Raw genomic sequence first — 26,561 nt, forward strand, 5'->3', positions numbered from 1 at the left:
AAATAAATATGAAATTATTGTACTATTATTTTGTTTATGTTGTTTGTAAAGCTTTGACTTAGCTTACTTCCCGTATGAATAACTCCTGCAGCAACAGCCCCGCCAACAGGCTCTATATGAGGTGTGACGAGTTTAAGCGGTAGAGAAATTTGTTGTAAAAGGGTATCAATAATTGGAATATACAGATCGCTTCGTGTAAAAAGACCGCCTACAAGCACCACTGGTATTTCCTTTTCATTGAACGGAAAAAGCTGATTGTACAAGTGATGAATGGAGCACGCAATCTTGCTTCCGGATTCTTGGATGAGTTCCTTAGCCACTTTATCGCCTTGATCAACAGCCTCTGTCACATACCTACTTAAAGGCGCAATGACTTCACGTGGATGTTTAGCGTTATAGACAATGGAAATTAAATCAGATGGATCAGTGATTTGGAAATGCTGGACGATTTTTTCCGTTAGTGCTGTTTTAGGGCCCCTGTGGTCATATGCCTTAAATATAGCGTGTAATGCTTCCCTACCCAGTTCATAGCTACTACCTTCATCATCAATCAAATAGCCCCAACCACCGACACGCTTTCGCTCACCTTTCTCATTAACACCAAAGGTAATTGAACCGGTGCCACAAATTTGGACAATTCCCGGTGCCCCAAGGGTTCCAGAATACAATGCATTGACCCCGTCATTGTCGACTATTATGGCAGCCTTTGAAGGGCCGAGCTCACCTAGAATTTCTTCCGCGATTTTCTTTGCCTCTGGCCGGTCAACACCCGCAATCCCAGCAAAGATTGTATGAAGATTATTAAACGCTTCTTTACTCTGATTTTTTAAAGACAAAAACAAGGACTCAAATTCTTTTTCAATGCTTTGCATGTCGGCCCCATTTTGATTGGTTGCCCCAACCTGTGCCACTGCATACACATTGCCATTTTCATCAGCAATCATCCCTTTTGTCTTCGTTCCTCCACCATCAATTCCTAAAACATACATTTTTCTAGCCCCCAATTTTGAATTGGTTGTTAATTTTATTATACGGAAAGGAAATTAAATTTCAATATATTTCACAAATTATTAAAATAATATTTTACACCCAAAAAAACTGCCGTCCACTTTCGGAACAGCAGTTTCGGATATTTTTATTCTTTACTCAAAACAGAAATACTCTCTAACGACATATTTGGATAATAGGAAGTTAAGATTCTATCAAACCCATACTCTAATGTTGTGCCAAGATAATAGGCTCCGTATTGACTCATACCGACACCATGGCCATTTCCGCCTCCGTAGAAGGTAATGCCATTCTCCTCGTCAAACTCAAAACCAAAGAAAGCTGATGGTAGGATGGTGTAGTTTTCCAGTATACCTGTGTAGTCTGTGCTTCCTGCAGTCGCACGATGGAGCACAACTGTTTCTCCTTTTGTAAATGCATTAGATGGTCTGATTGTAAAACGAATATTGTATTCTTTTATAATTTTGTACGTCCCTGTTGTCCCTTCGATGACGAGTTCCATAATGTTTCCGCCGTCACCACGCTTTGCAACGTACATATCATCGAGTTCCCCAATACCTTCTGCAGGGATTGGCTGGCTTACAAACTCCCCAGATTCATTTTGAGTTAACACAAATTTAGGGTCAGCAGCTTGTCTACTTATAATGTTTGCATTGATTGTATTCTCCAGCTCTTCTTTAGATAGCCTTACCTTCCATCTAAACCATGGAGAATTTCCATCGTAGCCTGTATGGGACAATGTTTTATAGAATGCGAGAATTTCTTCCTCGCTTTGTGTATCAATTTCTAGCATTTTACTTGGGTCATTTGGATCAAATGTATGACTTTGTGCGATTAGGTACGGTAAAACCTTGCTTGGAAACGTCCCGTCCGCTTCGGCCCAAACCTGATGCTTAGAAGCACCGTATCCTCCTGAAGTTGAATAATAGCGTGCATCTACTAAACTACCATCTTCACCTAACATAATAACTCCCGCTGTCTCATTTACAGCTTGTGTTGTTGCGGCGTTCTCAGGAGTATTGTTATAAACCTGACTCATCACACTATCTAATACAAAGAATCCATCTTTAGCAAAACGATCACTTAAGTAGTCGCCTATTGCATAGGTTCTAGCTGCTACCGCCTGAGCTTTTAGTGCATTTAAGCCAAAGTAGGCAGGCATTTCGCTTGGAACCACTTGATAGAGATACTGCTCAAAATCAACTTCATTAATTAAATTTAATTTGTCTCCAGTTGGTGATGTCGTTATTTCAAAGAACCCACGATATGAAGGGTCCCCACTCGCTCTTGTAATATTTTCAACTTTAATTTTGCTATCCTTGTCAGTATTAGCATAAAGCCTATTTTGTGTTGTATATAAAACCTCACCTGAAGCATTGGTTACCATGATTTCATTTTCAGAAGGTGTGAATGTGACTTTCTCATTTGCTGGAATTGAGAATGTTTCCTCTGCAATTTTATCAACGATTTCAAGACCCGCTTGAGAGCTTAGCACAATCGTATCATGATCAACAGATGCGAAGTTTGTTGTCATGATCCCGACCCTCATTGTTTCAATCGGAGTAGGTCCATCGATATCAATTTTTGTAATTTCATTTTTATGATTCACTCGAATGGTTACATTTTCAGCACCGACTCTTACATCGGCAAGAGATTTTTGGTACACTCGATTTTCCCCAGTTAGGGTAACATCAACATTTTTTGCAAGCTTTTTAGTGCCTTGAATTTCAAGTTCTAACGTTCCATTGTCTATATCCTTCGCCATAATTTTTTCTGTGTATTCTTTCCATGACCTGTTATCCTCGGCTGCTGAAACTTGTCCAACTTGAGAAAAAAGACCTGAAACTAGAACAATCATTACCAAAGCACTTACAAAACTGCGTCCCCATCTTTTCGGCAAAATATTTCCCCCGCTTTTCCAGATTTTTTTATAACCAGTAGGTTTTCCTTCGCGTGCAATTGGAAAAACATTACTAGTTTTCCTTATACTCTTTATTTCTGTAAGCTTCTAAAATTAACCTTCGTACTTTATTACTATTTTTCAAAATATTATTTCATACTTTTGCATCATGGCTCACCTAAAAAAATGCAACAAAAAAAGGCCACCTGGCCTTTTTTCTTATACTATTATTTTCCCTCTTCTTTTGGTTGCACTATTTTTTCATGAATCTCTGTTTCAATGGCTTCGACATGCCTTTCTTCAAGCTTTTGGTGTGGTTGTGGATGGAACCATTGGATTTCACCCTCATGTACAAATCCTTTGAATTCTTCGCCTTGTACTTGTAGAATGAATTGCTTGCGTTCATATGTGCGGTCCTCAAAGGCTTGCTTTATTTCAAAGTCTTTAATCCCGCTGGTAATTCCATGTTCCTTCATCGAATCGTAAATCGCGGATTCAATCACTTCTACTTTTTCTTCACCTATCATTTGTTTCGGATGTGGATGGAGCCATTTGATTTCATCGTCATGAAAATGACCCTTGAATTCATCACCTTGAATTTTAAATGTGAAAGCATGTCTTTGATGATGAACATGATCCTCCAAAAAGGGTTCAACCTTAAAGTTTTCAATTACGGGTTTTTCTTCATTGGATTCCTTTGACATTTCAATCCCCCTCATTTCTTCACTATTAAAGTAATTTCCTAAGTGTAGCATAAATATTCTCATTGTCTAAAGGGGGATTCTATGTCTTTCTTTAATATTTTCGCAATGAAATAGGATACGTCCCGAACCATCTTTGCATAATTTCCCTATGACAATTTGCAAAGATACCTTCAATGAGCTGTGTCGAATTGGCTAGCACCCGAATACTAAATCCTGGTACAGCTAACCTTGACAGACCAAAGGAAAATTCAGTTTCAGTTCCTTTAATAATTTCATACAACTCATCAAGTAGTTGGTTACTAGTTTGATTGCCAATCACGATCATAGAACCCAGATGGGTATAGCCTTCCATCAATCCTATTTCAGTTATCGCCTGTTGAGCAGGGGATAGTTTAATATGATCAAATACACCTAGCTTATTATCAATATAAATTTCATTCACTAATTGAATCGTATTGTAACTGAATTTATCCCCGCTCGGAGACCAACCAGGAGTTATGATGTCTGTATAAAGAAATGTAGCACCTGTTTCCATATGAATCACATTTTTTTGCTTATAATGGGCATTTTCATAGGCGATTAAGGGATCAGGGAGGTATTCTAAATAACTCCCTTTCTTAAGTGAAATCACTGTTTCTTGATAAACGTGGTCATTAGGTGTTTTATATACTTTTGTTGCACCTTGAGTCGTTAATGTCACTTTTGCTCCTTCTTCTACCGCTATCTCCATCCTATAGCGGTCTCCATCTAAATATCCGCCCCCGGGATTTAAAAGGTAGTAACATACCTTCCCTGAATCATCATGATATATGGGTCTCATCACCTTGAAGGCTCCCTGAAAATAAACCCTCTTTGCAACAGTCTTTCCGTTACGGTCTTCAAGATTCAAGGATAATTCACCTGTCCAAGCTGTCATCTTACTCTAATCCTCTTAATAATACGTGCTTCATAATCCAGTCAATAACCTCAACGAGTCCTTCTTCATTTTTTAAATTTGTAAAGACAAATGGTTTATCTCCTCGAAATACTCTTGTATCATTGGCCATTACTTCCAAGCTAGCACCGACATGTGGCGCAAGGTCGGTCTTGTTAATAATAAACAAATCGGATTTAATCATACCTTGTCCACCTTTACGAGGAATCTTCTCCCCTTGGGCCACATCGATGATGTAAATCGAGAAATCAACTAATTCCGGGCTAAAGGTGGCTGCAAGGTTGTCCCCGCCACTTTCGACAAAGATGAGTTCAACATCAGGATGACGGCTTATTAATTCATCGATCGCAGCAAAATTCATCGAAGCGTCCTCGCGTATCGCTGTATGCGGACAACCCCCTGTTTCTACGCCTATGATTCGATCTTCAGGAAGAACACCGTTTTCTATTAAAAACTTCGCATCTTCCTTCGTATAAATGTCATTTGTTACAACTGCCATTTTTATTTCCCCTTCAAGACGACGGGTTAATTTTTCTACTAGCATTGTTTTACCTGCTCCAACAGGCCCTCCAACTCCAATTTTAACTGGTTCCATTTATAACACTCCTTTACCTAATTCTTTTATGACATAAAAATACGGATATTGACTCGTTCATGCTTCATTTGGGACAATTCAAGGCCAGGAGATACAATTCCAAAGTCCTCTTCAGGTAATTCTAAAATTTTTTCAACTGCCTGTGTTAATTCGGATTGAAAATCATGAATGATTCGCTGTCCAGCGGTTTGCCCAAGAGGTATAGCACGAACAGCGTTTTGAACAAGACTCGAAATGGTAGAGTATAAATAATACAGAATGGCATTTGGCTTTGATATCCCTAGTCCGAAAGCAACCATTGTAAAAACGATGGATGAGTGGCCATATGCCTGCTTTTGCCTAATCCGTTCCCTATATTGTGTGAGTGATGGCATGTCGTATAAAGTTTCAGCCAGCTTAAGCATGCGATCACCAATCATTTGTGTTCCTTCCCTTGTTTCCCGCGGCAAGTTCTGTACATTTAGCTTTCGATCAAGCTCCCATATTTGTTGAATATTTTCGTTTTGTAGTGCTTCATAAACGAGACAACAGGAAAGCCCATCTGTATAGATGAGCTGCTCATTTACATATACTTGAAGCCACTTGTAAAAGGTTTCTGCATCTGTTACAAGATTCTCTTGTATGTATGTTTCCAAACCAAAAGAATGGCTAAATGCCCCTGTCGGTAGGTTAGAATCACACAATTGAAATAAAGAGAGGATATTTTTATCCATGGCTATGACCTATATGTCTGAATGCTTGTTTTACCTTTCTGTCTTCCCGTCTATATGGAATTTCAAGTTGTTGCAACAGTTCTTCTATTAGGTAATCATACTGAACGAGCATATTTTCGTCTTCAAACTGAGCTGGGATATGACGGTTTCCAAGCTGATGAGCAATCGTTCCCATTTCTTTTATATCTCGAGGGCTAATCACGAGCAGGTCATCCGAAAGCACATCAATGACAATGATATTTTTATCATCCATGTATAACACGTCGCCCGCTTCAAGATCACGTGCTTCTTTCAATCGAATCCCGATTTCTTTACCATGGTCCGTTTTTACCCTCTGAATCCTTTTTACTAAATGCGAGCTTTCTAAATACACTTTTTCGATATGGCGCTTTTCAAGTTCGCTACGATCCATTTCTTCTAGATTTGTAATAATTTTTTCAATAATCAACCACATTCACCTCAAAATAGAAAATATCGCTGCCCCATTGGGACCACATCAACCGGTTCACACGTTAGCAGCTCCCCATTAACTCTCACTTCATATGTTTGTGGATCAACCGTAATCTCCGGTGTTTCAGCATTCAATTTCATATCTTTTTTCGATAGCGTGCGGATGCCACCAACAGGAAGAATGATTTTTTCCAGTCCAAGTCTTTCATGGACCCCTTCATCGTAAGCCACCTGAGAAATAAATGTGGCTGAGCTATTAAATAAGGCTTTTCCATATTGCGCATACATTGGGCGGTATATATACGGCTGTGGAGTAGGTATAGACGCATTAGAATCCCCCATCAAACCTGTTACAACAAGACCATTCTTAATTACCATTTCTGGTTTTACTCCGAAAAACTTTGGTGACCACAAGACAAGGTCAGCCATCTTTCCCTCTTCAATGGAGCCTACATGTTGGGAAATTCCATGTGTAATTGCAGGATTAATCGTGTATTTAGCTATATAACGCTTTGCACGGTTATTATCTGCGAACTTACTGTCCCCCTTTATTGGCCCTCGTTGTTTTTTCATTTTATCTGCGACTTGCCATGTACGTAAGATCACCTCACCTACACGCCCCATTGCTTGTGAATCAGAGCTGACCATACTGAAGACACCCATGTCCTGTAATATGTCTTCTGCAGCGATCGTTTCCCTTCTAATCCTAGAATCCGCAAAAGCGATATCCTCAGGAACAGATGGGTTTAAGTGGTGACATACCATCACCATATCTAAGTGTTCATCAACCGTATTGATCGTGTATGGAAGGGTCGGGTTTGTTGATGAAGGTAAAATATTTGAGTACCCTGCTGATTTTATTAAGTCAGGTGCGTGCCCTCCGCCTGCCCCTTCTGTATGATACATGTGAAGAACTCGGTCTTTTACAGCTGCCATCGTGTTTTCCATAAATCCACTTTCATTCAAGGTATCCGCATGCAGAGCAACTTGAATATCGTATTTCTCTGCTACTCTTAAGGCATAATCGAGGGATGAACCCGTGGCTCCCCAATCTTCATGAACCTTAAGTCCAATCACTCCAGCCCTTACTTGTTCCGCTAATGGGTCCATGGAAGCTGCATGACCTTTCCCTGTAAATCCGACATTGATTGGAAGTCCTTCTGCTGCTTGGAGCATACGATGGATATTCCATTCTCCTGGTGTAACCGTCGTAGCCTTCGATCCCGCTACAGGCCCAGTCCCACCACCTATTAAAGTCGTTGTGCCAGCTGTGAGTGCCACGTTGACCTGGTCTGGGTTAATAAAATGCACATGAGTATCAATCGCTCCAGCTGTAACAATTAAGCCTTCACCTGCAATTATTTCAGTAGATGCACCAATAATAATATCCACATTATCCATTACTAATGGGTTACCACTTTTACCAATCTTATAGATTTTTCCGTCTCGGATCGCTAGGTCGGCTTTGACAATGCCTGTGTAGTCAAGGATGACAACGTTTGTAATTACCGTGTCAGCGACACCTTCTCCTCTAGTCGCCAGTGGATGCTGCCCCATACCGTCCCGTATGACCTTCCCGCCACCGAATACAACCTCTTCCCCGTAAGTGGTATAATCCTTTTCAATTTGAATAAATATATCTGTGTCTGCCAGGCGGATTGAGTCTCCTGTTGTTGGACCAAACATTTCTGCGTACTGCTTTCTGGACATTCTGAAACTCATTATTTACACCCTCCTTCCAGAGAGCCATCTACTTTATTATTGAACCCATATACCCTTCGTTCACCAGCCAAACAAATGAGTTGAATTTCTTTTTCATCCCCTGGTTCAAATCGAACTGCTGCCCCAGCTGGGATATTTAATCGTTTTCCATATGCCTCATCTCTATTAAAATGAAGAAATTCATTCACTTCATAAAAATGAAAATGTGACCCTACTTGAATCGGACGGTCACCTGTATTCATAACAGAAAGCGTATAAATCTCTCTTCCTTCATTACAAATAATCTCTTCTTCTTGTAAAACGTATTGCCCAGGTATCATTATGAAATCCCTCCTTGAATGGTTTAGCGTATCGGGCTATGGACTGTAACTAATTTCGTTCCATCTGGAAAGGTTACCTCAACCTGTATGTCGTCAATCATTTCAGGTATCCCCTCCATCACATCTTCCCGTGACAAAACAGTCGTTCCGTACTCCATAAGTTCAGCAACGGTTTTCCCGTCTCTTGCACCTTCAATTACTTCATATGTAATCAATGCAACAGCTTCCGGATAGTTTAGTTTTAAGCCTCTTTCCTTCCGGCGCTTCGCAAGATCTGCAGCTACAACAATCATGAGCTTATCAATTTCTCGAGGTAATAAATGCACAACATAAACCTCCCTATTAAATTTTTGTACAATAAAAAAGCCCCTATTTGGGAATAAAGATCATTAACTGCTTTCTTGAAAAAGTTAGAAACTTTCTCCATCATTTTTCCATTTGCAGTGAGTTTAAACTCTATTGGAAAATTAATCCTCCAACGAGCAATGTTAATGAGTTTTTGTAATATTAAAGGTTTTTTTCAATTTGTTTATTCACCTCCTTTTACGAAATAAAAAAAACAAACCATATTGATTTGAATTTTTTTAACATATAAATCTGTGACCGGTCGAAAACTAGATTTTCAGACCTTAAATCTTTACTATTTGGGTTCGAATTTTCGAAATTTGGGGGATTGGGGAAACTTGCCACTTTTGGTTAAAGTGGGCGAATTGTTTACAACTAGACTATAGCATAGTTCGACAAAAAACTACAAATATTTTGTGATTAAAATTACAAAATTCATACATAAATACGTTATCATTGTTTTTAAAGGATTTTTACAATTAAACTAGAAATTAAGTATTGTATTCAACATAAGGAGGAACCTGCTTTGAATCAAGATATTCAGAACTACTTAACTGAAAACAGAGAATCACATCTACAAGAACTATTTGAATTTCTTAAAATCCCTAGCATTAGTGCTTTGCCTGATCACAAAGAGGATGTAAACCAAACGGCGGAGTGGGTAGCAAACGCACTTCGTAATATTGGGATGGAAAATGTCAGCATTCACCCAACAAAAGGACATCCGGTTGTATATGGGGACTGGCTTCATGCAAAAGGAAAACCTACTGTATTAATTTATGGTCATTATGATGTTCAGCCAGTTGACCCGCTTCATTTATGGGACAGCCCTCCGTTTGAGCCAGAAATTCGTGATGATAAAATTTTTGCACGTGGAGCAAGTGATGACAAAGGGCAAACCTTTATGCACTTGAAGGCGTTAGAAGCCATTCTAAAGACGGAAGGGACATTGCCACTTAATTTCAAATTCTGTATTGAAGGCGAAGAAGAAATTGGGAGTCCGAACCTTCCAGCCTTTGTTAAGGAAAATAAAGAATTGCTTGCGGCAGACGTTATTGTGATTTCTGACACAAGCATGAATGAGCGTGGAAAACCAACAATTTGCTACGGTGTACGTGGACTTGCGGGCCTTCAAATTGATGTTAAAGGATCTACCAGCGACTTACACTCCGGGCTATACGGTGGTGGCGTACATAACCCCATTAATGCACTTGTTCAATTATTGAACTCATTCCATAATGAGGACGGTAAAGTGACAGTTGAAGGTTTTTATGAGGATGTACTCCCCTTAACCGATGAAGAAAAACAAGCATATGAAGCTTTAAACTTTGATGAGGAAAAACAACGTCAAGAGCTTGGAGTTCCTGCGCTTTATGGGGAAAAGGGCTATAGCTATCTTGAACGAACATGGGTCCGTCCAACTCTTGATATTAACGGAATTTATGGTGGTTTCCAAGGTGACGGCATCAAGACCGTGATCCCTTCAGAGGCTCATGCAAAAATCACGTGTCGACTTGTTCCAAACCAGGATCCTGATGTAATTGTCGAACAACTAAAGCAACATATTGAGAAAAACAAACCAGTTGGCGTTGAGGTAAGTCTTCAACTTTTTGACAAAGGTGCGCCATATGTGACACCATTTGACCATCCGGCGATTCAAGCTGCAAGCCGTGCTTATGAAGAGGTGTACAAGGTGCCAACGTCATTTACTCGCGGTGGCGGATCATTACCGATAATTGCAACCTTAGATGAAGTTCTTCATGCGCCGATTGTATTAATGGGCTTTGGACTACCAACTGAAAACTTCCACGCCCCAAATGAGCACTTCCATCTTGAAAATTTTGATAAAGGCTTGGAAACTTTGTGCACGTACTGGTTTGAGTTAGAGAAGTCATTGTAAGCGAAAAGGTGGATTCCCGTTTGGGGTCCACCTTTTTATGAGGATGAAGGATTTTTCATTACAATTTTTTTGATGTTTGGGTCTTCATTTGACTGATAAAGACCTTTTCACGCCAGTTTCTTTGGCGTTTTGGTCTTCATCAACCCGATGAAGACCTTTGCGCTTCAATTTCCTCGGCGTTTGCGTCTTCATTACACCGATGAAGACTGTTTCGCTTCATTTTCTTCGACGTTTTGGTCTTCATAACACCGATGAAGAATGTTTCGCTTCATTTTCTTCGACGTTTCGGTCTTCATAAACCTGATGAAGACCACTCTATTTATAGCTCCAGTTTGAACGTTATAGTTTTCTAAGGTCTCTTTTAAAAAGTTGCCAAGAACATCGTCCCCCACTTTTCCGATGAAGAGGACTTCGCACCAAGCCTCGCAACCCCAACAGCACGTTTGCCGGTGCACCTCCTGGGCTTTTTAAAAATTGCATATTGTCTTCATCAAGTGGAATGAAATCAATTAATGCCTCACCTAAACAAATAATTCCCTGTTTCATACCTTCACTTCCTAATCTAAATCCCATTTCTTCACATTAAATTGGAGATTGCCCTCTGCTACAAAAGAAACGGACTCATTTTTCGTATCTGGGTAATATCGTGCTGTAAAAACTTCTTCGCCATCATTCACAAAAATTTCAATTGAAGAAGTATCCAAAAAGACGTGTAACTTGTGAATCCTATCAATCTCACAGTACCTTGATTCTAATTTCCCATCTTTAAAGTTTTTCCTGTGGAGACTCATTTTCTTCTCTTTCGCGGAATAATAAAAGCGTGCAGCTCCTCTAAATGTGATTTCAAAGGAATCCATATCACCTAAAATTCCATCAATGAGCATTTCCATCGTTGTTCCTTCTACCTTATCAAGCGTCACAATGTCTGTATGAACTTGAACATTTTCATACGAAACTTCGTTTTTTCGCAATTGCTTTAGTTCTTCTACAGGTTGTTGGATTACTTTTTCACCTTGAAGTGACAGAACACGTGGCAAGGTCATTGCATGGATCCAGCCATTTTCAATCGTTGGCTGATATTTTTCATTGTCGTCAGTAATTCCCATCCATGCGAAAAGAAGCCTTCTTCCTTTTTCATCAATGGTGGTTTGTGGAGCATAAAAATCAAAGCCCCGATCTAATTCAGTAAAATCACCATGATGATAGACTGACGTTTCATAATCCAGCCTACCTACAAAATAACCTGCTTGGAATAAATTTTGATATAAATCTCCCTCTGGCTCAAGCCCTTGTGGAGAAACTAGCAAAACATCTTTGCCTTCAAGCTCGAATAAATCCGGACATTCCCACATATAGCCAAATGGCCCTAATCCGTTCAATTCAGAGCCCGTAATGGAACCGTGAAAATTCCAATCTTTTAGGTTCTGAGAAGAGTAAAGAACGACCTTCCCTTGTTCGTTAAGATCTTGTGCGCCTAGCACCATATACCAAGTGTTATCTTTTTTCCAAACCTTTGGGTCACGAAAATGAGCAGTGAAGCCCTCTGGAAGATAGATGACCGGTCCCTTTTTCTCAAAAGTTAACCCATCATCATTTGAGACCGCCATACACTGATATGTCTCACGTTCACCCTTTTCATTCTTCACGTTTCCTGTATAAAATAACACCATTTTTCCGTCTTGCTCAACTGCGCTTCCGGAATAACAGCCATTTTTCTCAAACCATTCACTTGGAGTAAGAGCAATCGGCTGGTGTTCCCAATTCACAAGATTATTTGAGGTATAATGTCCCCAAAACTTTGAACCGTGTGTTGTTTCAAACGGATTCCATTGGTAAAAGAGGTGGTACACACCCTTATACTGAATAAACCCATTGGGATCATTTAACAAACCAACGGGGGGCATTAAGTGAAATCGCAGTCGGTACGGGTCGTTTTCGACCTTCTCCCTCTGTCTCGCCACTTCCTGATTTGCTTTTTCTATTAATTCGTGCTGATTCATGATGAACTCCTTACGTAAAGAAGGCAAGTAATTACTTGCCTTCCGTTTTTTCTCGTTCAAGAAACCCTCGGCTCGAGGCAACAAGCCAGTTTGCCGGGCGCCGTACACATTTCTTATTTTTCTTGCATTTTATCTGAGTATCCGAACATCCAAGTTAAAGCAAAGGCAACACCAATTGCTACTACGTTTACGAGGATATAGAGTAAAATTTGTCCGTTTAAATAAAGCAGTGTTCCTGGGATTACTGTGATAGCCATTCCCGTTCCTTTAAGACCAAGAAGTGAAGCTAGGAATCCACCGACACCACCACCGATAAGTCCCATGATAAATGGTTTCACATAACGGAGGTTAACCCCGAAAATAGCAGGCTCTGTGATACCTAAAAATGCGGATAATGTAGATGGTAATGCCAATGCTTTTAATTTAACTGACTTTGTCTTTAAACCTACAGCTAAAGCTGCTCCACCTTGTGCTGCCACCGCACATGTCACAATGGCGTTATAAGGGTTGAAGCCGAAGTTTTCAAGTAATTTAACCTCTAATAGGTTAAATACATGGTGAACACCTGTGATCACGATAATTTGGTTAAGGAATCCAATAATTAATCCGGCTAATCCAAATGGCCATTCAAGTACTGCCACAGTCGCATCTAATATCACATTTTCAACGGTATGGAACACTGGTCCGATTGCAAAAAGAGCTAAGGCAATCATGATGAGCAATGTTAAAAATGGAGTAACAATTAAATCTAATGCTTCTGGAACACGTTTGCGAATCCATTTTTCTAGCTTTGCACCCACAATACCCGTAATAAATGCTGGAATAACGGAACCCTGATAACCGACTACTGGTATGAACCCAAAGAATTTGATCGGTTCAACGTCACCGCCTGCAACTCCCCACGCGTTTGGCAAGGAAGGGCTAACAAGCATTAATCCAAGTATAAGTCCGATTGTTGGATTCCCGCCAAATACACGGAATGTGGACCATGCGACAAGAGCAGGTAAGAAAATAAAAGCGGTATCTGTTAAGATTTCTGTAAATAGAAGAAAGTTTTGCGAAATATCCGCAGGCGTTAAGCCGAACCATGCAAGGATTTCCTCCTGCATTACTAATCCACGAAGGCCCATGAATAGTCCTGTCGCAACTAATGCTGGAATAATTGGGACGAACACGTCGCCAAATGAACGAATCGCACGTTGAAAAGCATTTCCGCTTTTAGCTGCTTCTTTTGATTGATCAGATTTTGTAGTCGTTTCAACACCAAGCTTTTCAACCTCTTCATAGATACGGTTTACCGTTCCTGTGCCAAGGATGACTTGGAATTGGCCCGAGTTAAAGAATGCACCTTTAACCTTATCTACATTTTCAACCTTTTCTTGGTCAATTTTTTCTTTGTCTTGAATCATAATTCGCAATCTGGTTGCACAGTGGGCAGCCGAAAGAATATTTTCTTTACCACCAACTGCCTCAATAATTTCTTCAGCAATTCTACGATTTTCTGACATTTACTTTCACCCCTATAAAATTTAGTATCTCTATGGTATCGATTACACATGTATGATAAAAATAGGTAATCGATTACATATTTCTGAAAAAATATATGGAATCGATTACACACCGTTTACGAAACTGATTATATACTATCTCGGATGATTAGTCTATAATCGATTTGTTTTTTTTCTAAGGAAACTCCTTCCTGTAGGATTCCTAACAACGTCTTAGCCGCCTCTGCACCCGTATGCTCACTAAGAAAGTCAACGGTTGTTAATGTTGGAACAACATACTTTGATAAATCGGATGCACCCATTCCCGTTAACGCAACATCATTCGGAATCGCCAATCCTTGTTCTTTTAGATATTCCATTGCTCCAATCGCCAACCGATCTGTGACAGCAACAATTGCAGTTGGCTTTTCAGGCGAAGCTGCAAAAATCGTCTTTGCTGTCGAATAGCCAGATTCAATTGTAAATTCAGCACTCCCAATCCAGTCTTTCACGACAGGTAGTTGATTTTCCTCCAATGCAGCTAAATAACCAGCTTTCCGCTTATATCCAACCTCATAATCCGTCTCATCCACACCGATAAACGCAATATTGCTATGACCTTTTTTAATTAAAAGATTGGTGATATCCTTTGCAGCTTGGAAGTTATTGTTGATGACAGAAGCAACCCCCTCCATTTCTTGACCAGTCGCCACAAACGGAATGCTTAGTTTTTTGATTTCACGTAACAGGTCCTCTCCGCGATTGGTCGCAAGCAGAATAATCCCATCAACTTGTTTACTTTTTAAAAGCTTTACATATTCGATTTCTTTTTTCGGATCCAAATTTGTATTTGTAAGCAAGATTTGATAGCTGTGCTTTGCTAGTTCTTCACTAATTCCATTGACAATCCTACTTGCTGTTTCTGTGCTTAGCTTTGGTAAAATGACACCAATGACATTGGATTGCTTAGTCCGCAATGCTTTAGCGTGCTCACTTGGAATATAACCTGTTTCTTCTATAATTTTCATAACGCGTTTGCGAACATCGTCACTTACATATCCCGAGTCGTTCAACACTCGCGAAACAGTTGCACTTGACACATTTGCCAGTCTCGCAATTTCCTTCATCGTCACCATGACATTTCCTCCAGTACAGTTCATTCCTCTTTATTTTACACAATTTTTTCAGAGACTAAAGTTTTTTGAAAAATACTTGTTCTACAGGATGTTAGATTCCATTATAATAGGTTCGAATATAGAAGAGTGTATGAATCGGAAAAAGGGTGTGACGGATATGATTACTAAACTCGAACCAGTTCATTTTAATAAGATAAAGCCACTTCTTGCAGGGTTAGAAAGCCATCCGGTTATTAACGGAGTGATTGATGGAAACAATCTGGGAGAGGTTTATGCAGACAGTCGAAGCAACCCTGAAACCGCGTTTATTTGGGCGAAGAATGAGATGTTCTATCTTTGTGGGAAGGTTGATCATCATGAATTTAACTTAGGGCTTGAGGAATTTATTTCATCCGTGATTCGGGTGGAGGCACTCCCTGAGGAAGATACATTAAATCTTGAAATTTATCCAAATCACGAATGGAATGGATCAATCGAATCCATTTTCACTCGTGTCACACTCCATAAAGGGGAACGTGTACCGTTTGTTTTCCATAAAGAATGGTTTAATCCAGACGATATGAAGAAAATCCCTGAAGGTTATGAGGTAAGGCTCATTGACAAGGAGCTAATAGAATGGGATGAAAGTCAAATCGTTAAAAATGAAATCATCAAATTTTGGGATCTACATTCATTTTTTCAAAATGGTTTTGGATATGCAGTTGTTCATGGCCCGGCAGTTGTCGGAACGTGCCTGTCTGTTTTTGTATCGAAAAATGAATACGAGATTGGAATTAATAAATATGATTCAAGCCATCGCGGAAAAGGGCTTGCTACTGCAATGGCAAGGGCCTTTATCAAAGATTGTCTCAGTCGAGGTGGAAACCCGCACTGGACAACAGAGTCATTCCGAAAAGACTCCATTGTAATAGCGAAGAAAGTCGGTTTCGAACAACTCGAAAATTACAATGTTTACTACTTACCATTTAAGGAATTTGTCATCAAATAGGAGTTTACCCTTTGGTGAACTCCTTTATAATTTCGTCCGTATACTCCAAAGCTCCGGGAAAAAGCGGTGGTTCATGACCTGCTTCAAATACTCGACACCTGCCGAGCCACCAGTCCCCCTTTTGTACCCGATAATTCTTTCGACAGTAATCATATGATTATAGCGCCATTTCTGTTGGTGGGATTCGATATCAACAAGTTTCTCCGCAAGCTCGTAAAAATCCCAATGCTTTTCAATATTTTGATAGACTTCTAGCCAAGCCTGTTCGACACTATCGTTGGCTTTATAATCCTTCGTCCAATCCCGCTCAAGGCATGATTTATCGATGTTAAATCCTCTTTTGGAAAGGGCTTGAATTGCCGCATCATAAATGCTTTTCTCTTTTAGCGCGGTCTCCACCTGTTTATACACTTCCGGTTGATGCTTATAAACCCCTAGGACATTCGGTTTTTTATGTCCCAATGAAAACTCAATTAACCGATTTTGATAGGATTGGAAGCCCGAGGATTTTCCGAGTTCACCTCTAAATTCCATATATTCAGAGGGTGTCAAGGTGGACAAAACATCCCAGGATTGGATCAATTGCTGCTGAATTCGCGAGACCCTTGATAGCATTTTAAAGGCTGGTTCGAGATTATTTTTTAAAATAGATGCTTTTGCCGCATTGACCTCGTGTAAAATAAGCTTCATCCAAAGCTCACTTGTTTGGTGGATGATGATAAACAGCATCTCGTCATGATGCTCGGAAAGCCGATGCTGGCTAGATAGTAAAGAATCTAATTGAAGATAATCACCATATGTCATATCCTTTGATAAATCATCGTAAATGCCGTCGTTTTTGCTCATACACGTCTCCTTTCGATATTGAAAGATGGTGTTTATGGATCTACCCCTTATTTTCTATGGATATGCAAAAACTCCTTTATCTTTCTTGATTTTTCAGACCGGTGTGTGGATTTCTATCGGCTTTATTTCCATTCTATCGACTTTAATCCAGTTCTATCGGTTTTAGCCACAAACAGTACCGAACCCAAAATAAAAAGTCTCCTGGAACCGAACATCCAGGAAACTACATCTTAAACTCTCTTTTTCCTTCTAATAATCAACTGATTTAATACCTCTGATATCACGAGCCCAAACGCAATGGATCCAGATATCATGAACGCCCTTGCTGCGAGTGATAATGCTGTGGAATAATCATTTTCAACAAAATTTCGCATTGAATTATACGCAATTCCACCAGGCACCAATGGGATGATTCCGACGATGCTGTAAATAATTACTGGGTTTTTATATACTTTAGCAAAAATATGGCTGATAATCGCAACCAAGACAGAGGCAGCAAGCGTCGCATAAACAGCATCAATACCTCTCAAAAATAAAAAGATATATAACATCCAACCAATCATCCCAACTAGTCCACATTTTATAAGCGACTTTTTTGGAACGTTAAAGATGATGCCAAATGTACTAGAAGCAATTAAGCTTGTAATTAAATGGGAAAGCATTTGAAACTCCTCCATACTTAAAATATCGCTAACACGACAGCTATTCCTGTACCAATTGCTAAAGCTGTTAAAAATGCTTCTGCACCTTTCGAGATCCCTGAAACAAGGTGGCCTGCAATTAAGTCCCTGATTGCATTTGTGATTAACAAACCGGGTACAAGTGGCATGACAGAGCCTATGATGATTTTATCAAGCTCTGCTCCCAACCCAGCTATGATAAAGAGGTAGGCAACGATTCCTATCACAAACGAAGCCAAAATTTCCGAGAAAAATTTAATTCGAATTAACTTGTGAATGAAGATAAAAAAAGCAAAACCTACTCCTCCCGCTACACAGGCTGGTAAAAAATCTGTCCATGTCCCAAGGAACATGATTGTAAAACAGCCACTCGCGATGGCTGCCGAAAAAATCTGAATCCAAATCGGATAGGAAAGGTCCCTTTTCGACAGTTCTTCTAGCTCCTGCTTTGCTTCTTGAAGTGTTAAATCTCCACTACTAATTTTGCGTGAAATACTATTGACGAGGGTCACTTTTTCTAAATCAGTGGACCGTTCATTAATACGTACTAAAGTAGTAGGTTCTGCCTCGCTTGCTGAAAACATAATCGCAGTGGGTGTAACATAGCTATGGGACGATACTATCCCAAATGCTGCTGCCATCCGGTTCATCGTATCCTCTACCCGATACGTCTCGGCTCCACTTTCAAGCATAATTTTTCCCGCCAAAAGGCAGATCTCAATAATTTCAGTCTTTTTTTCCATAAAACACCGCTCCGATGGTTAAAAATTGCATGTACAGTAAAGCTTATATGAAAGACAGTATTATAATCAACTTAAACTTTGGTAAACATGAGAATAATGGTAATTATTCTGGATTTATGATATATTCATCCATTATAGAGGATATTCAAAGAGACATGAAATCAACGTGATTTTGAACATCCAGTACAGGATAACGAAAGAGGTTATGGCCGTGGAGAATAATAACGTTTCAAATTTTATTAGGAATACCATTATCGATGATTTAGAAACCGGTAAACGCGATCATGTCGTTACCCGCTTTCCTCCAGAACCAAATGGATATCTTCATATAGGGCATGCAAAATCAATCATTCTAAATTTTGACCTTGCGGATGAGTTTAAAGGTAAAACAAACCTGCGATTTGATGATACCAATCCTTTAAAAGAAGATATTGAGTTTGTGAACTCGATTAAAGAGGATGTAAAATGGCTCGGATATGAGTGGGATGGTTTATTCTTTGCATCGGATTATTTTGAAGAAATGTATAACCGGGCTGTTTTGCTCATTAAAAAAGGCCTTGCGTATGTAGATGATTTAAGTTCAGATGAGATTCGTGAATATCGCGGAACCCTAACAGAGCCTGGAAAGGATAGCCCATATCGCAGTCGTACGATCGAGGAAAACCTGGAGCTATTTGAAAACATGCGCGCTGGCAAGTATGAAAATGGCGAAAAGGTGCTGCGTGCAAAGATTGATATGACTTCACCAAATATCAATTTGCGTGATCCTGTTATTTACCGAATTTCACATACGACTCATCATAATACTGGTGATAAATGGTGTATCTATCCGCTATATGCTTATGCTCATCCACTTGAGGATGCAATTGAAGGGGTAACTCATTCGATTTGTACGATTGAGTTCGAGGATCAGCGTCCTTTTTACAACTGGGTTGTTGAGCATTGTGAAATGGAAAATAAGCCACAGCAAATCGAATTCGGCCGCATCAATTTAACAAATACAGTCATGAGTAAGCGTAAGTTGAAGCAGCTAGTTGAAGAAGGCCATGTGGACGGATGGGACGACCCTCGTATGCCAACCATTTCTGGTCTAAGAAGAAAAGGATATACACCTGAAGCAATCCGTACATTTTTGCGTGAATTAGGAGTCGCGAAAAACAACGGAACCGTTGATACACAAATGCTAGAGCATTTTGTACGTGAAGATTTGAAGCTAAAAGTACCACGTACAATGGGTGTTATTAATCCACTTAAAGTCGTGATTACAAACTATCCGGAAGGACAAGTGGAAATGCTCGATGCGGAAATTAATCCTGAAAATCCTGAAATGGGAACGAGACAAATTCCATTTTCTCGTGAAATCTATATCGAACAAGAGGATTTCATGGAAAATCCGCCGAAAAAATATTTCCGTCTCTTCCCTGGTAATGAGGTGCGCCTAAAGCATGCCTACTTCATTAAATGTGAAGAAGTCATCAAGGATGAGGAAGGCAATGTGATTGAGCTTCACTGTACGTATGACCCTGAAACGAAGAGTGGTACTGGATTTACCGGTCGTAAAGTAAAAGGTACAATTCACTGGGTTGAAGCGACACAAGCAGTGCCTGCTGAATTCCGTCTTTATGAGCCACTTATTTTGGATGAAGAAGAAAATGAGGAAGATGAAGATAAAACATTCCTTGATCATGTCAATCCGAACTCTCTTGAGATCTTAAACGGATTTGTTGAGCCAAACATGAAAGATGTGAAACCACAGGATAAGTTCCAATTCTTTAGACATGGTTACTTTAATGTAGATCCTAAACTCACAACAGAAGACAATCTCGTCTTCAACCGCATTGTTTCCTTGAAAAGTTCATTTAAATTATAGAAAAAAGACTCGTGCCCGGAGCACGAGTCTTCCTTTTTAATATCTATCCTCCAGGTCAATTCCTTGGTAATAATGTTTAAGAATTTCTTCGAAGGTTGCACCTTTTTCAGCCATACCGACTGCACCTGTTTGTGACAAACCAACGCCATGGCCCCAGCCACCACCGTATACTTTAAAGCCTATGACTTCTTTATTATTATCTTTCACAGGCTCAATGTGGAACAGGGTACTTAAAAGTGAAGCCTGGTTACCGCTTGCATTAATGTATTTTAACGTCGTACGAATTCGGTCCTTATATTCATAGAACGTACCATTTTCTGTAACAAACTCAATTTCCAGCACACGTCCCGAGCTTGAGCGATCAGTCACATTGATTTCGTAAACCTTACCTACTTCTTTATTATATGACGTGCTTAACACATCACTGATCTCTTCTGCCGTCCATTCAAAATTCCAGCGATGGTATTTTGACCAATCCGCTTCAAAATCTCCTTCTTTTGCAGCACGTAATGACTTGGAGTTACTGTGGTTTTTAAAGACCTCTATGGATGGAACATGCTCAAACGCCTTCCCCCTTTGTGCATCAGGCACCCCTCTCAGGTATGGAACAGGGTCTGAATTCCATACATCTTCATTATTTGCTGAGAACCCCCCACTAGTAGAGTTAAAGACAGCCGTAATTAATTTACCTTCATATGTCGCAACAATTCCTCGTGTGCCATCAACTGCACCATTTGAGATGGGGTGTTCATCCCCATAACCACCATACACTTGATCAGATGTGGTTGGAAGAAGGTCATAGCCATCTTTCCCTCTCTTCCCCATATTGGATAACGCATAAGTTCTAGCCGCAATCGCCTGTGATTTTTGCGCTTCTAATTCCCCATATGGGACAGGTGGCAGCTCACGTGGAACGACTCCATATAAATACTCCTCAATTGGAAGTTCATTGATTCCCGCAAGTGCCCCAGAGCTGTTGAATCCTACTTCCGCGATTCCACGGTATTTCTTGCCGTTAATTGTAACTATATCATTTGAAATGACCTGGATAGGGTTAGTAGTTGTTTCTTTTGTTTCATCGTTTGATACTTTGATTGTCGACTCACCTTCAACTGCTGTAATATGCCTCCAATAAGCATCACTGCCACCTAAGCCTTTTGCAATAATCTCATTTTTAAAAGCCGTTCTCTCTGAAAATGAAGCATCTGCTGGAAACTCCCCAATTAATAATCTCCAACCATTATTGTATTCCTCAAGATAAGTGGGATACCCATTGGATTTCGCACGCTCAAGCCAATCGGCAATATATGCATTACTTGTAGAAAATGCTACCTGTAAGCGGTAGTTTGTTTTTACAACGGATGAACCTGCTAGTTCAACTTCAACCTCCTCATTCGAACCTGTGAAAAGGACTTCACCTGTTACTTTGTTGATAACATCAAAGTCACCCACTCCTCCTATTTTCAAAGATTCTGCAGAAGGAACGACTCCAATCCGAATAATTGGTTCCTCACCTTCGCTTGCTTCTGCTGATTTTTCCCAAATACCTTGAAGTGAAAATATACCGACAAAAGTAAACACAAATAATAGCTTTAAAACCTTTTTCACATGCAATTCCCCCTACTGTTTATTGTTATACTAGATAAGTTCGTCAGGAGGGTAAAATTACCTTCCATACAAATTTCCCATTTTTTGAAATATTATTTCAATTATAGATTTTACCTTTTCCCTATCTTCTGATAGAGTACGACAGGATTCTTTTTTCTTCTATCCCTTCTAGTGTAATAGACTTCTAAATCGTTGAAATATTTGCATGACCAAAGACCCATTCAATAAGAAAAGCGCAAGGCGCCCGTTTATCGGCGACAAGCAAAAGACGAGCGCTGACAGAAGGCGCTTTTTGCCTTCCGAAGCGATTGGCTTAGACCAGAGAGCCGATGGCGCCTGGAGCTGGACATCGAAAACTATGTAATAAATTTTTCTTATCTTAAAAAAAATGACCAGGAGAACCCGGTCATTAAGATTGATATTGAACATGATGCAGATTCGCAAAAATACCGCCTTTTTCAAGCAGTTCATCATGTCCGCCTTGCTCAGCAATGCCATCTTCCGTCACAACTACAATACGGTCTGCATTACGGATGGTTGCCAGACGATGGGCAATGACAAGAGTTGTGCGATTTTTTGAAAGCTCGGTTAGTGCTTTTTGAATAATTTGTTCCGTTTCTGTATCTAAGGCTGATGTAGCCTCATCTAAAATTAAAATGGGTGGGTTCTTCAGGAACATCCGCGCAATCGCAATCCGTTGTTTCTGGCCTCCAGATAGCTTTAGTCCTCTTTCTCCAACCTGTGTTTCATAGCCATCAGGCAGTCCAGCGATAAAATCTTCTAAATGAGCGCGCTTTGCTGCTTCTTCAATTTGTTCATCCGTTGCTCCTAACATCCCGTATGCAATATTTTCCTTTAGTGTTCCTGTAAAAAGGAAAACATCCTGTTGCACGATTCCAATTTGTGAACGAAGAGATTGCTTTGTCATTTTACGAATATCCATGCCGTCAATTGAAATAGCACCACCATCGACATCATAGAAACGTGGAATTAATGAACAAATCGTTGTTTTCCCTGCTCCGGAAGGACCGACAAACGCGACCGTTTCTCCAGCATGAACCTTTAAATTAATATCCTTTAAGACAGGACCTTGCTTTTCATCATAACCAAATGTGACATGGTCAAACACGATATCACCACGAAGGGATGGAACAGCGACTGCATCCTTTGCATCCTCCACTTCTGGCTCCATATCAAGTAACTCTGTAAAGCGTTTGAAACCTGCCATGCCCTTTGGATAAAGCTCCAGTAAAGCACTAATTTTATCAATCGGTTTAAAAAGAACATTGACATATAGGACAAATCCAACAAGTTCACCGTACGTAAGCTCACCAGTAAAACTTAGCCAAGCACCAACTACTAGCACGATTAGCACAAACAAGCGTGTCATAAGATAGATTCCTGCGGATGTTGATCCCATAACCTTGTAAGCACTAAGCTTAGACCGACGGAATTTACGGTTATCTACTTTGAACCTTGAAATCTCGAATTCTTCATTTGTAAAGGATTGGACAACACGTGCTCCTGCAACACTGTCCTCCACTCGTGCATTGACATCGGCGATATTGCTATACATGGCCTTCCATGCACGATTCATGCGAACATTTGAAAACGCAATGAGCCAAATTAAAAATGGCACCACAATAATCGCAATTAATGCAAGCTTTACATTGATGGTTAACATGATCCAGAATGCTCCGACGAAAGTCATGATGGCAATGAATAAATCCTCTGGACCATGATGGGCAAGCTCCCCGATATCAAACAAGTCATTTGTAATCCGGCTCATAATATGACCGGTTTTAGTGTTATCAAAAAAGCGGAACGATTGCTTTTGCACATGCTGGAATAGCTGCTGTCTCATGTCGGTTTCAATATTGATTCCAAGCTTATGACCCCAGTAACCCACGATAAACTGCAATCCTGAGCTGACAAGATATAAGACTAACAACCCAATGCTCACCCAGACAATTGCCGACCAGTTACTAGTTGGCAAGAGTTTATCAATGAACCATTGCACTGCTAGTGGAAAAGCAAGCTCTAAAATCGCCACGATCACGGCACAGCTGAAATCTATAATGAACAACTTCCGGTGCGGTTTGTAATATGTAAAAAAACGTTGAATCATTTTACTCTCTCCTTACAACTTCCTACTGCCTAATTCGAATTATAAGCCGTTACACCTGAATTTGACAAACTATTTTGCCGCTCGAAATATTGAGTAGTGATTAAAATACAGGAACCCCTATCCCTGGCCTTCAGTGAACTAGGCACCGTCCCGATCGTTATTGAATAGTTATATAGAAATAACAATATGGGATGGTGAACCAAATGGATCTACCAACGATTTTATCGGGGCCAATCCTGCGTCGTGTTGAGCCTTCTCACATCTATATTTGGATAGCATTAAGAAAACGTTATAAGCTTGGTGCAAAGCTGTACCAAATTCAAAATAATGAGGGTACGGGTTTTTCATACCATGAAATTCGCTGTAAATCCGAAACGACCACATTTCGTGCAGGGAATCAACTTTATATCAGCCTTATTAAACTAACGCCAAATGGAACACAATTCCCTATAAAAAAACTTTTGGGTTATGACCTCTATTTTCAAAAAAATGGTGAGATTCTTACCCTAGGCGATTTCGGGCTAATAGGGAAAGATCAACCAAACTCCATCACATATGGAGAGCTTTCATTTCCAAGCTTTTATATCCCAGACCCCCACGAAAAACATACGAATCTCCTGTATGGGTCATGTCGTAAGCTCCATGGGAAAGGGGAAGATGCCCTAAGCCAAGGAGACGACACAATTGAAAAGTATTTTCTCGATCTTGAAAAACGCCCTAGCACCCTGTTTTTAATGGGCGATCAAATATATGCAGATGATGTGCCAGACCCAGTTTTTCCTATCATGACAGAGGTCGGCAATAAACTAATTGGCAAACATGAAAAGCTTGAAAATATTGAACCGCGACTGAAAGAAAAACCTTTTAAAAGATCAATTTTCCAAACCCGCGGAAGAAAATTTATCATGGAGAGGTTTTGCAAGTTCACTTCTTCGCATGCTAGTAACCATGCAATCACATTTGGTGAATATGCCGCATTATATTTACTGTCGTGGTCGCCAGAACTTTGGGATGCATTTTTAAGTAAAGGTCATTTTCCTGCATTTGAAGAATCCATCAAGAAAAGACAAATCTATTTCATTTATGGAAAAGAACAGAAAAATAAACGGAAAAAGGAAAAAAAGATGTACAAAAAAGAATATAACGACCATGTAGCTGACGTGGAGGAAACATATCGAACTCTCTCAAAAGTGAGAAGATTACTTGCCAATATTCCAACTTATATGATTTTCGATGATCATGATATAACAGATGATTGGAATATCAGCCACGATTGGAAGAAAAACGTCTACCAGTCAAGTCTCGGACGTCATGTGATTGCAAATGGCCTTATGGCTTACTTGTTGTTCCAAGGCTGGGGCAATAACCCTAAACAATTTGATCATGGATTTTTGCGAAAGTTGCGGAAATATAGTAAGACCTTCAATACTCGTTCAAATTCTCATCAAGTGTGGGAGGAATTACTCTGGAAGTATTCCGAGTGGAACTTTGTAGCACCCACTAATCCAAAGGCGATCTTTCTTGATACACGGACACAGCGAAAATATGATCACACTCCACTTCCTGTTTCCCTTGGTCGAAACATAGAAGAAAAGGATCGACCTCCTCAGCTCATCAACGAACACGGCTGGGAGACAATCACAGATTGTCTATACAAAAGTGGTTGGAAGAACGGAGAAGCGCTCCTTGTTGTATCCCCAACTCCTGTTTATGGAATCGGCTTAATCGAGTCCTTTCTTAATCAATATATCTTTCCGTTAAAAACAATTGGAGTCCCTGTTACAACAGCATTTGATTTTGAGTCGTGGAAATCTAACGGAGAGGGTTTTAACGAATTCCTAAACCAGATAAAGGAGTGGAACCCTAGTCATTGCTTTATTTTATCAGGTGATGTCCATTACGCTTCTGCTGTCAAAACCAATGTTGAATTCAACAATAACGAAAACATACACGTCTATCAATTTACCAGTAGTCCAATGAACAATATGAGTTTTTCCGGAATTCAAGGAGGATTAATGAAGGCTATTGTGACAATTAATGCTGCCAAACGCCAAAACAAGGAAATAAACAGATACTGTAATGAAACCAATGGTATTGTAAAGCAAACAAACAATGTCCCTTGTCCATCCAATTTTACATGGAAAGAAAAGATTCGATATCTTTCCACAAACCAAGGCCCTCTCATTGAAACCGGCAATAACATCGGACATCTCATCCTTACCCCAGCCCACGTTAAAAACGAATTGCTGCAAAACAATAATGAAATCACCTATGACCCCATTCCACTTTCATAAAAAGTAACCCCGTGCTTCACTAAGCACGGGGTCATTCATCCTTATTTACCTTTTTCTTATTTCTTTGGCTTATCATTTAGAACCAATTATAATAATAAAAAATAATAGGACAAACTAAAATAGGGAGCCTCCACACTAGGCTCCCCATTAATCGACATTGTTCCCCTATTTCCGAGGAAATACAACGGCA

Annotated in this window: 22 protein-coding genes and 1 pseudogene; 4 read left to right on the top strand and 19 right to left on the bottom strand. The window is 39.9% G+C overall.

The genetic code is table 11. The annotated features are described in order from the left end of the window. Positions 1–14: 14 nt before the first annotated feature. The 10 genes from V7138_RS03355 to V7138_RS03400 all read right to left on the bottom strand — a co-directional run bounded on the left by V7138_RS03355 (position 15) and on the right by V7138_RS03400 (position 8,672). A complete protein-coding gene (locus tag V7138_RS03355; protein ID WP_335394267.1) occupies positions 15–989 on the bottom strand; it encodes an N-acetylglucosamine kinase in 975 nt (324 codons plus the stop codon). Between the two features lie 146 nt (positions 990–1,135). After that, a complete protein-coding gene (locus tag V7138_RS03360) occupies positions 1,136–2,908 on the bottom strand; it encodes a SpoIID/LytB domain-containing protein (protein ID WP_335394269.1) in 1,773 nt (590 codons plus the stop codon). A 227-nt stretch (positions 2,909–3,135) separates the two neighbouring features. Then, a complete protein-coding gene (locus V7138_RS03365; RefSeq protein WP_335394271.1) occupies positions 3,136–3,612 on the bottom strand; it encodes a hypothetical protein in 477 nt (158 codons plus the stop codon). 91 nt (positions 3,613–3,703) lie between these two features. Then, the gene (locus V7138_RS03370) at positions 3,704–4,528 is read right to left on the bottom strand and encodes an urease accessory protein UreD (protein ID WP_335394273.1); all 825 of its coding nucleotides are present in this window, start codon (positions 4,526–4,528) and stop codon (positions 3,704–3,706) included. A gap of 1 nt (position 4,529) precedes the next feature. Beyond that, positions 4,530–5,141 (bottom strand): urease accessory protein UreG, encoded by a 612-nt coding sequence (ureG, locus tag V7138_RS03375; RefSeq protein WP_335394275.1) that lies wholly within the window; start codon positions 5,139–5,141, stop codon positions 4,530–4,532. A gap of 26 nt (positions 5,142–5,167) precedes the next feature. Then, positions 5,168–5,854 carry an urease accessory protein UreF gene (locus V7138_RS03380; protein ID WP_335394277.1) on the bottom strand — a complete coding sequence of 229 codons (687 nt, stop codon included), beginning with the start codon at positions 5,852–5,854 and terminating at the stop codon, positions 5,168–5,170. Continuing rightward, entirely contained in the window at positions 5,847–6,302 is a 456-nt protein-coding gene (ureE, locus tag V7138_RS03385; RefSeq protein ID WP_335394279.1) for an urease accessory protein UreE, read from the bottom strand. The genes V7138_RS03380 and ureE overlap by 8 nt, the downstream gene beginning before the upstream one ends. 11 nt (positions 6,303–6,313) lie before the next feature. Beyond that, positions 6,314–8,026, bottom strand: a complete 1,713-nt coding sequence (gene ureC, locus V7138_RS03390; RefSeq protein ID WP_335394281.1) for an urease subunit alpha — start codon at positions 8,024–8,026, stop codon at positions 6,314–6,316. Next, positions 8,026–8,346 (bottom strand): urease subunit beta, encoded by a 321-nt coding sequence (locus V7138_RS03395; protein ID WP_335394283.1) that lies wholly within the window; start codon positions 8,344–8,346, stop codon positions 8,026–8,028. The genes ureC and V7138_RS03395 overlap by 1 nt, the downstream gene beginning before the upstream one ends. Positions 8,347–8,369: 23 nt before the next feature. After that, entirely contained in the window at positions 8,370–8,672 is a 303-nt protein-coding gene (locus V7138_RS03400; protein WP_335394285.1) for an urease subunit gamma, read from the bottom strand. 545 nt (positions 8,673–9,217) lie between these two features. On the opposite strand from V7138_RS03400, the gene V7138_RS03405 reads away from it, so the two are divergent. Then, entirely contained in the window at positions 9,218–10,591 is a 1,374-nt protein-coding gene (locus V7138_RS03405; protein WP_335394287.1) for a dipeptidase, read from the top strand. Positions 10,592–10,920: 329 nt separating this feature from the next. On the opposite strand, the pseudogene V7138_RS03410 reads toward V7138_RS03405, so the two are convergent. The 4 genes and pseudogenes from V7138_RS03410 to V7138_RS03425 form a co-directional block, all read right to left on the bottom strand. Beyond that, positions 10,921–11,137, bottom strand: a pseudogene (locus tag V7138_RS03410) (PfkB family carbohydrate kinase); the annotation flags it as partial. A gap of 11 nt (positions 11,138–11,148) precedes the next feature. Further along, on the bottom strand, positions 11,149–12,591 hold the full coding sequence (locus tag V7138_RS03415) for a glycoside hydrolase family 32 protein (protein WP_335394290.1): 1,443 nt from the start codon (positions 12,589–12,591) through the stop codon (positions 11,149–11,151). Between the two features lie 113 nt (positions 12,592–12,704). Next, positions 12,705–14,099, bottom strand: coding sequence for a sucrose-specific PTS transporter subunit IIBC (locus V7138_RS03420; RefSeq protein WP_335394292.1), 1,395 nt, complete (start codon positions 14,097–14,099; stop codon positions 12,705–12,707). A gap of 128 nt (positions 14,100–14,227) precedes the next feature. Further along, positions 14,228–15,214 (bottom strand): LacI family DNA-binding transcriptional regulator, encoded by a 987-nt coding sequence (locus tag V7138_RS03425; protein ID WP_335394294.1) that lies wholly within the window; start codon positions 15,212–15,214, stop codon positions 14,228–14,230. 157 nt (positions 15,215–15,371) lie between these two features. Between V7138_RS03425 and V7138_RS03430 the strand changes: the two genes are divergently transcribed. Further along, entirely contained in the window at positions 15,372–16,202 is an 831-nt protein-coding gene (locus V7138_RS03430; protein ID WP_335394295.1) for a GNAT family N-acetyltransferase, read from the top strand. Between the two features lie 24 nt (positions 16,203–16,226). Here V7138_RS03430 and kynA read toward each other — a convergent pair whose 3' ends face one another. From kynA to V7138_RS03445, 3 genes are all read right to left on the bottom strand, one after another. Next, positions 16,227–17,048, bottom strand: coding sequence for a tryptophan 2,3-dioxygenase (kynA, locus tag V7138_RS03435; RefSeq protein ID WP_335394297.1), 822 nt, complete (start codon positions 17,046–17,048; stop codon positions 16,227–16,229). A 230-nt stretch (positions 17,049–17,278) separates the two neighbouring features. Then, positions 17,279–17,710, bottom strand: a complete 432-nt coding sequence (locus V7138_RS03440) for a threonine/serine exporter family protein (protein ID WP_335394299.1) — start codon at positions 17,708–17,710, stop codon at positions 17,279–17,281. 17 nt (positions 17,711–17,727) lie between these two features. Continuing rightward, positions 17,728–18,471, bottom strand: coding sequence for a threonine/serine exporter family protein (locus V7138_RS03445; protein ID WP_335394301.1), 744 nt, complete (start codon positions 18,469–18,471; stop codon positions 17,728–17,730). Between the two features lie 205 nt (positions 18,472–18,676). Here V7138_RS03445 and V7138_RS03450 point away from each other — a divergent pair, with 205 nt between their 5' ends. Beyond that, the gene (locus V7138_RS03450) at positions 18,677–20,341 is read left to right on the top strand and encodes a glutamine--tRNA ligase/YqeY domain fusion protein (RefSeq protein WP_438824307.1); all 1,665 of its coding nucleotides are present in this window, start codon (positions 18,677–18,679) and stop codon (positions 20,339–20,341) included. Positions 20,342–20,377: 36 nt separating this feature from the next. Here V7138_RS03450 and V7138_RS03455 read toward each other — a convergent pair whose 3' ends face one another. Together V7138_RS03455 and V7138_RS03460 are read right to left on the bottom strand one after the other, a co-directional pair. Next, entirely contained in the window at positions 20,378–21,949 is a 1,572-nt protein-coding gene (locus V7138_RS03455) for a SpoIID/LytB domain-containing protein (protein WP_335394305.1), read from the bottom strand. Between the two features lie 409 nt (positions 21,950–22,358). Then, positions 22,359–24,077, bottom strand: coding sequence for an ABC transporter ATP-binding protein (locus tag V7138_RS03460; protein ID WP_335394306.1), 1,719 nt, complete (start codon positions 24,075–24,077; stop codon positions 22,359–22,361). 203 nt (positions 24,078–24,280) lie between these two features. Between V7138_RS03460 and V7138_RS03465 the strand changes: the two genes are divergently transcribed. Further along, on the top strand, positions 24,281–26,371 hold the full coding sequence (locus tag V7138_RS03465) for a hypothetical protein (RefSeq protein WP_335394308.1): 2,091 nt from the start codon (positions 24,281–24,283) through the stop codon (positions 26,369–26,371). Positions 26,372–26,561: the final 190 nt, after the last annotated feature.

It is taken from the genome of Bacillus sp. JJ1533 (assembly GCF_036965045.1).
Lineage (GTDB): Bacteria > Bacillota > Bacilli > Bacillales > Bacillaceae_L > Ferdinandcohnia.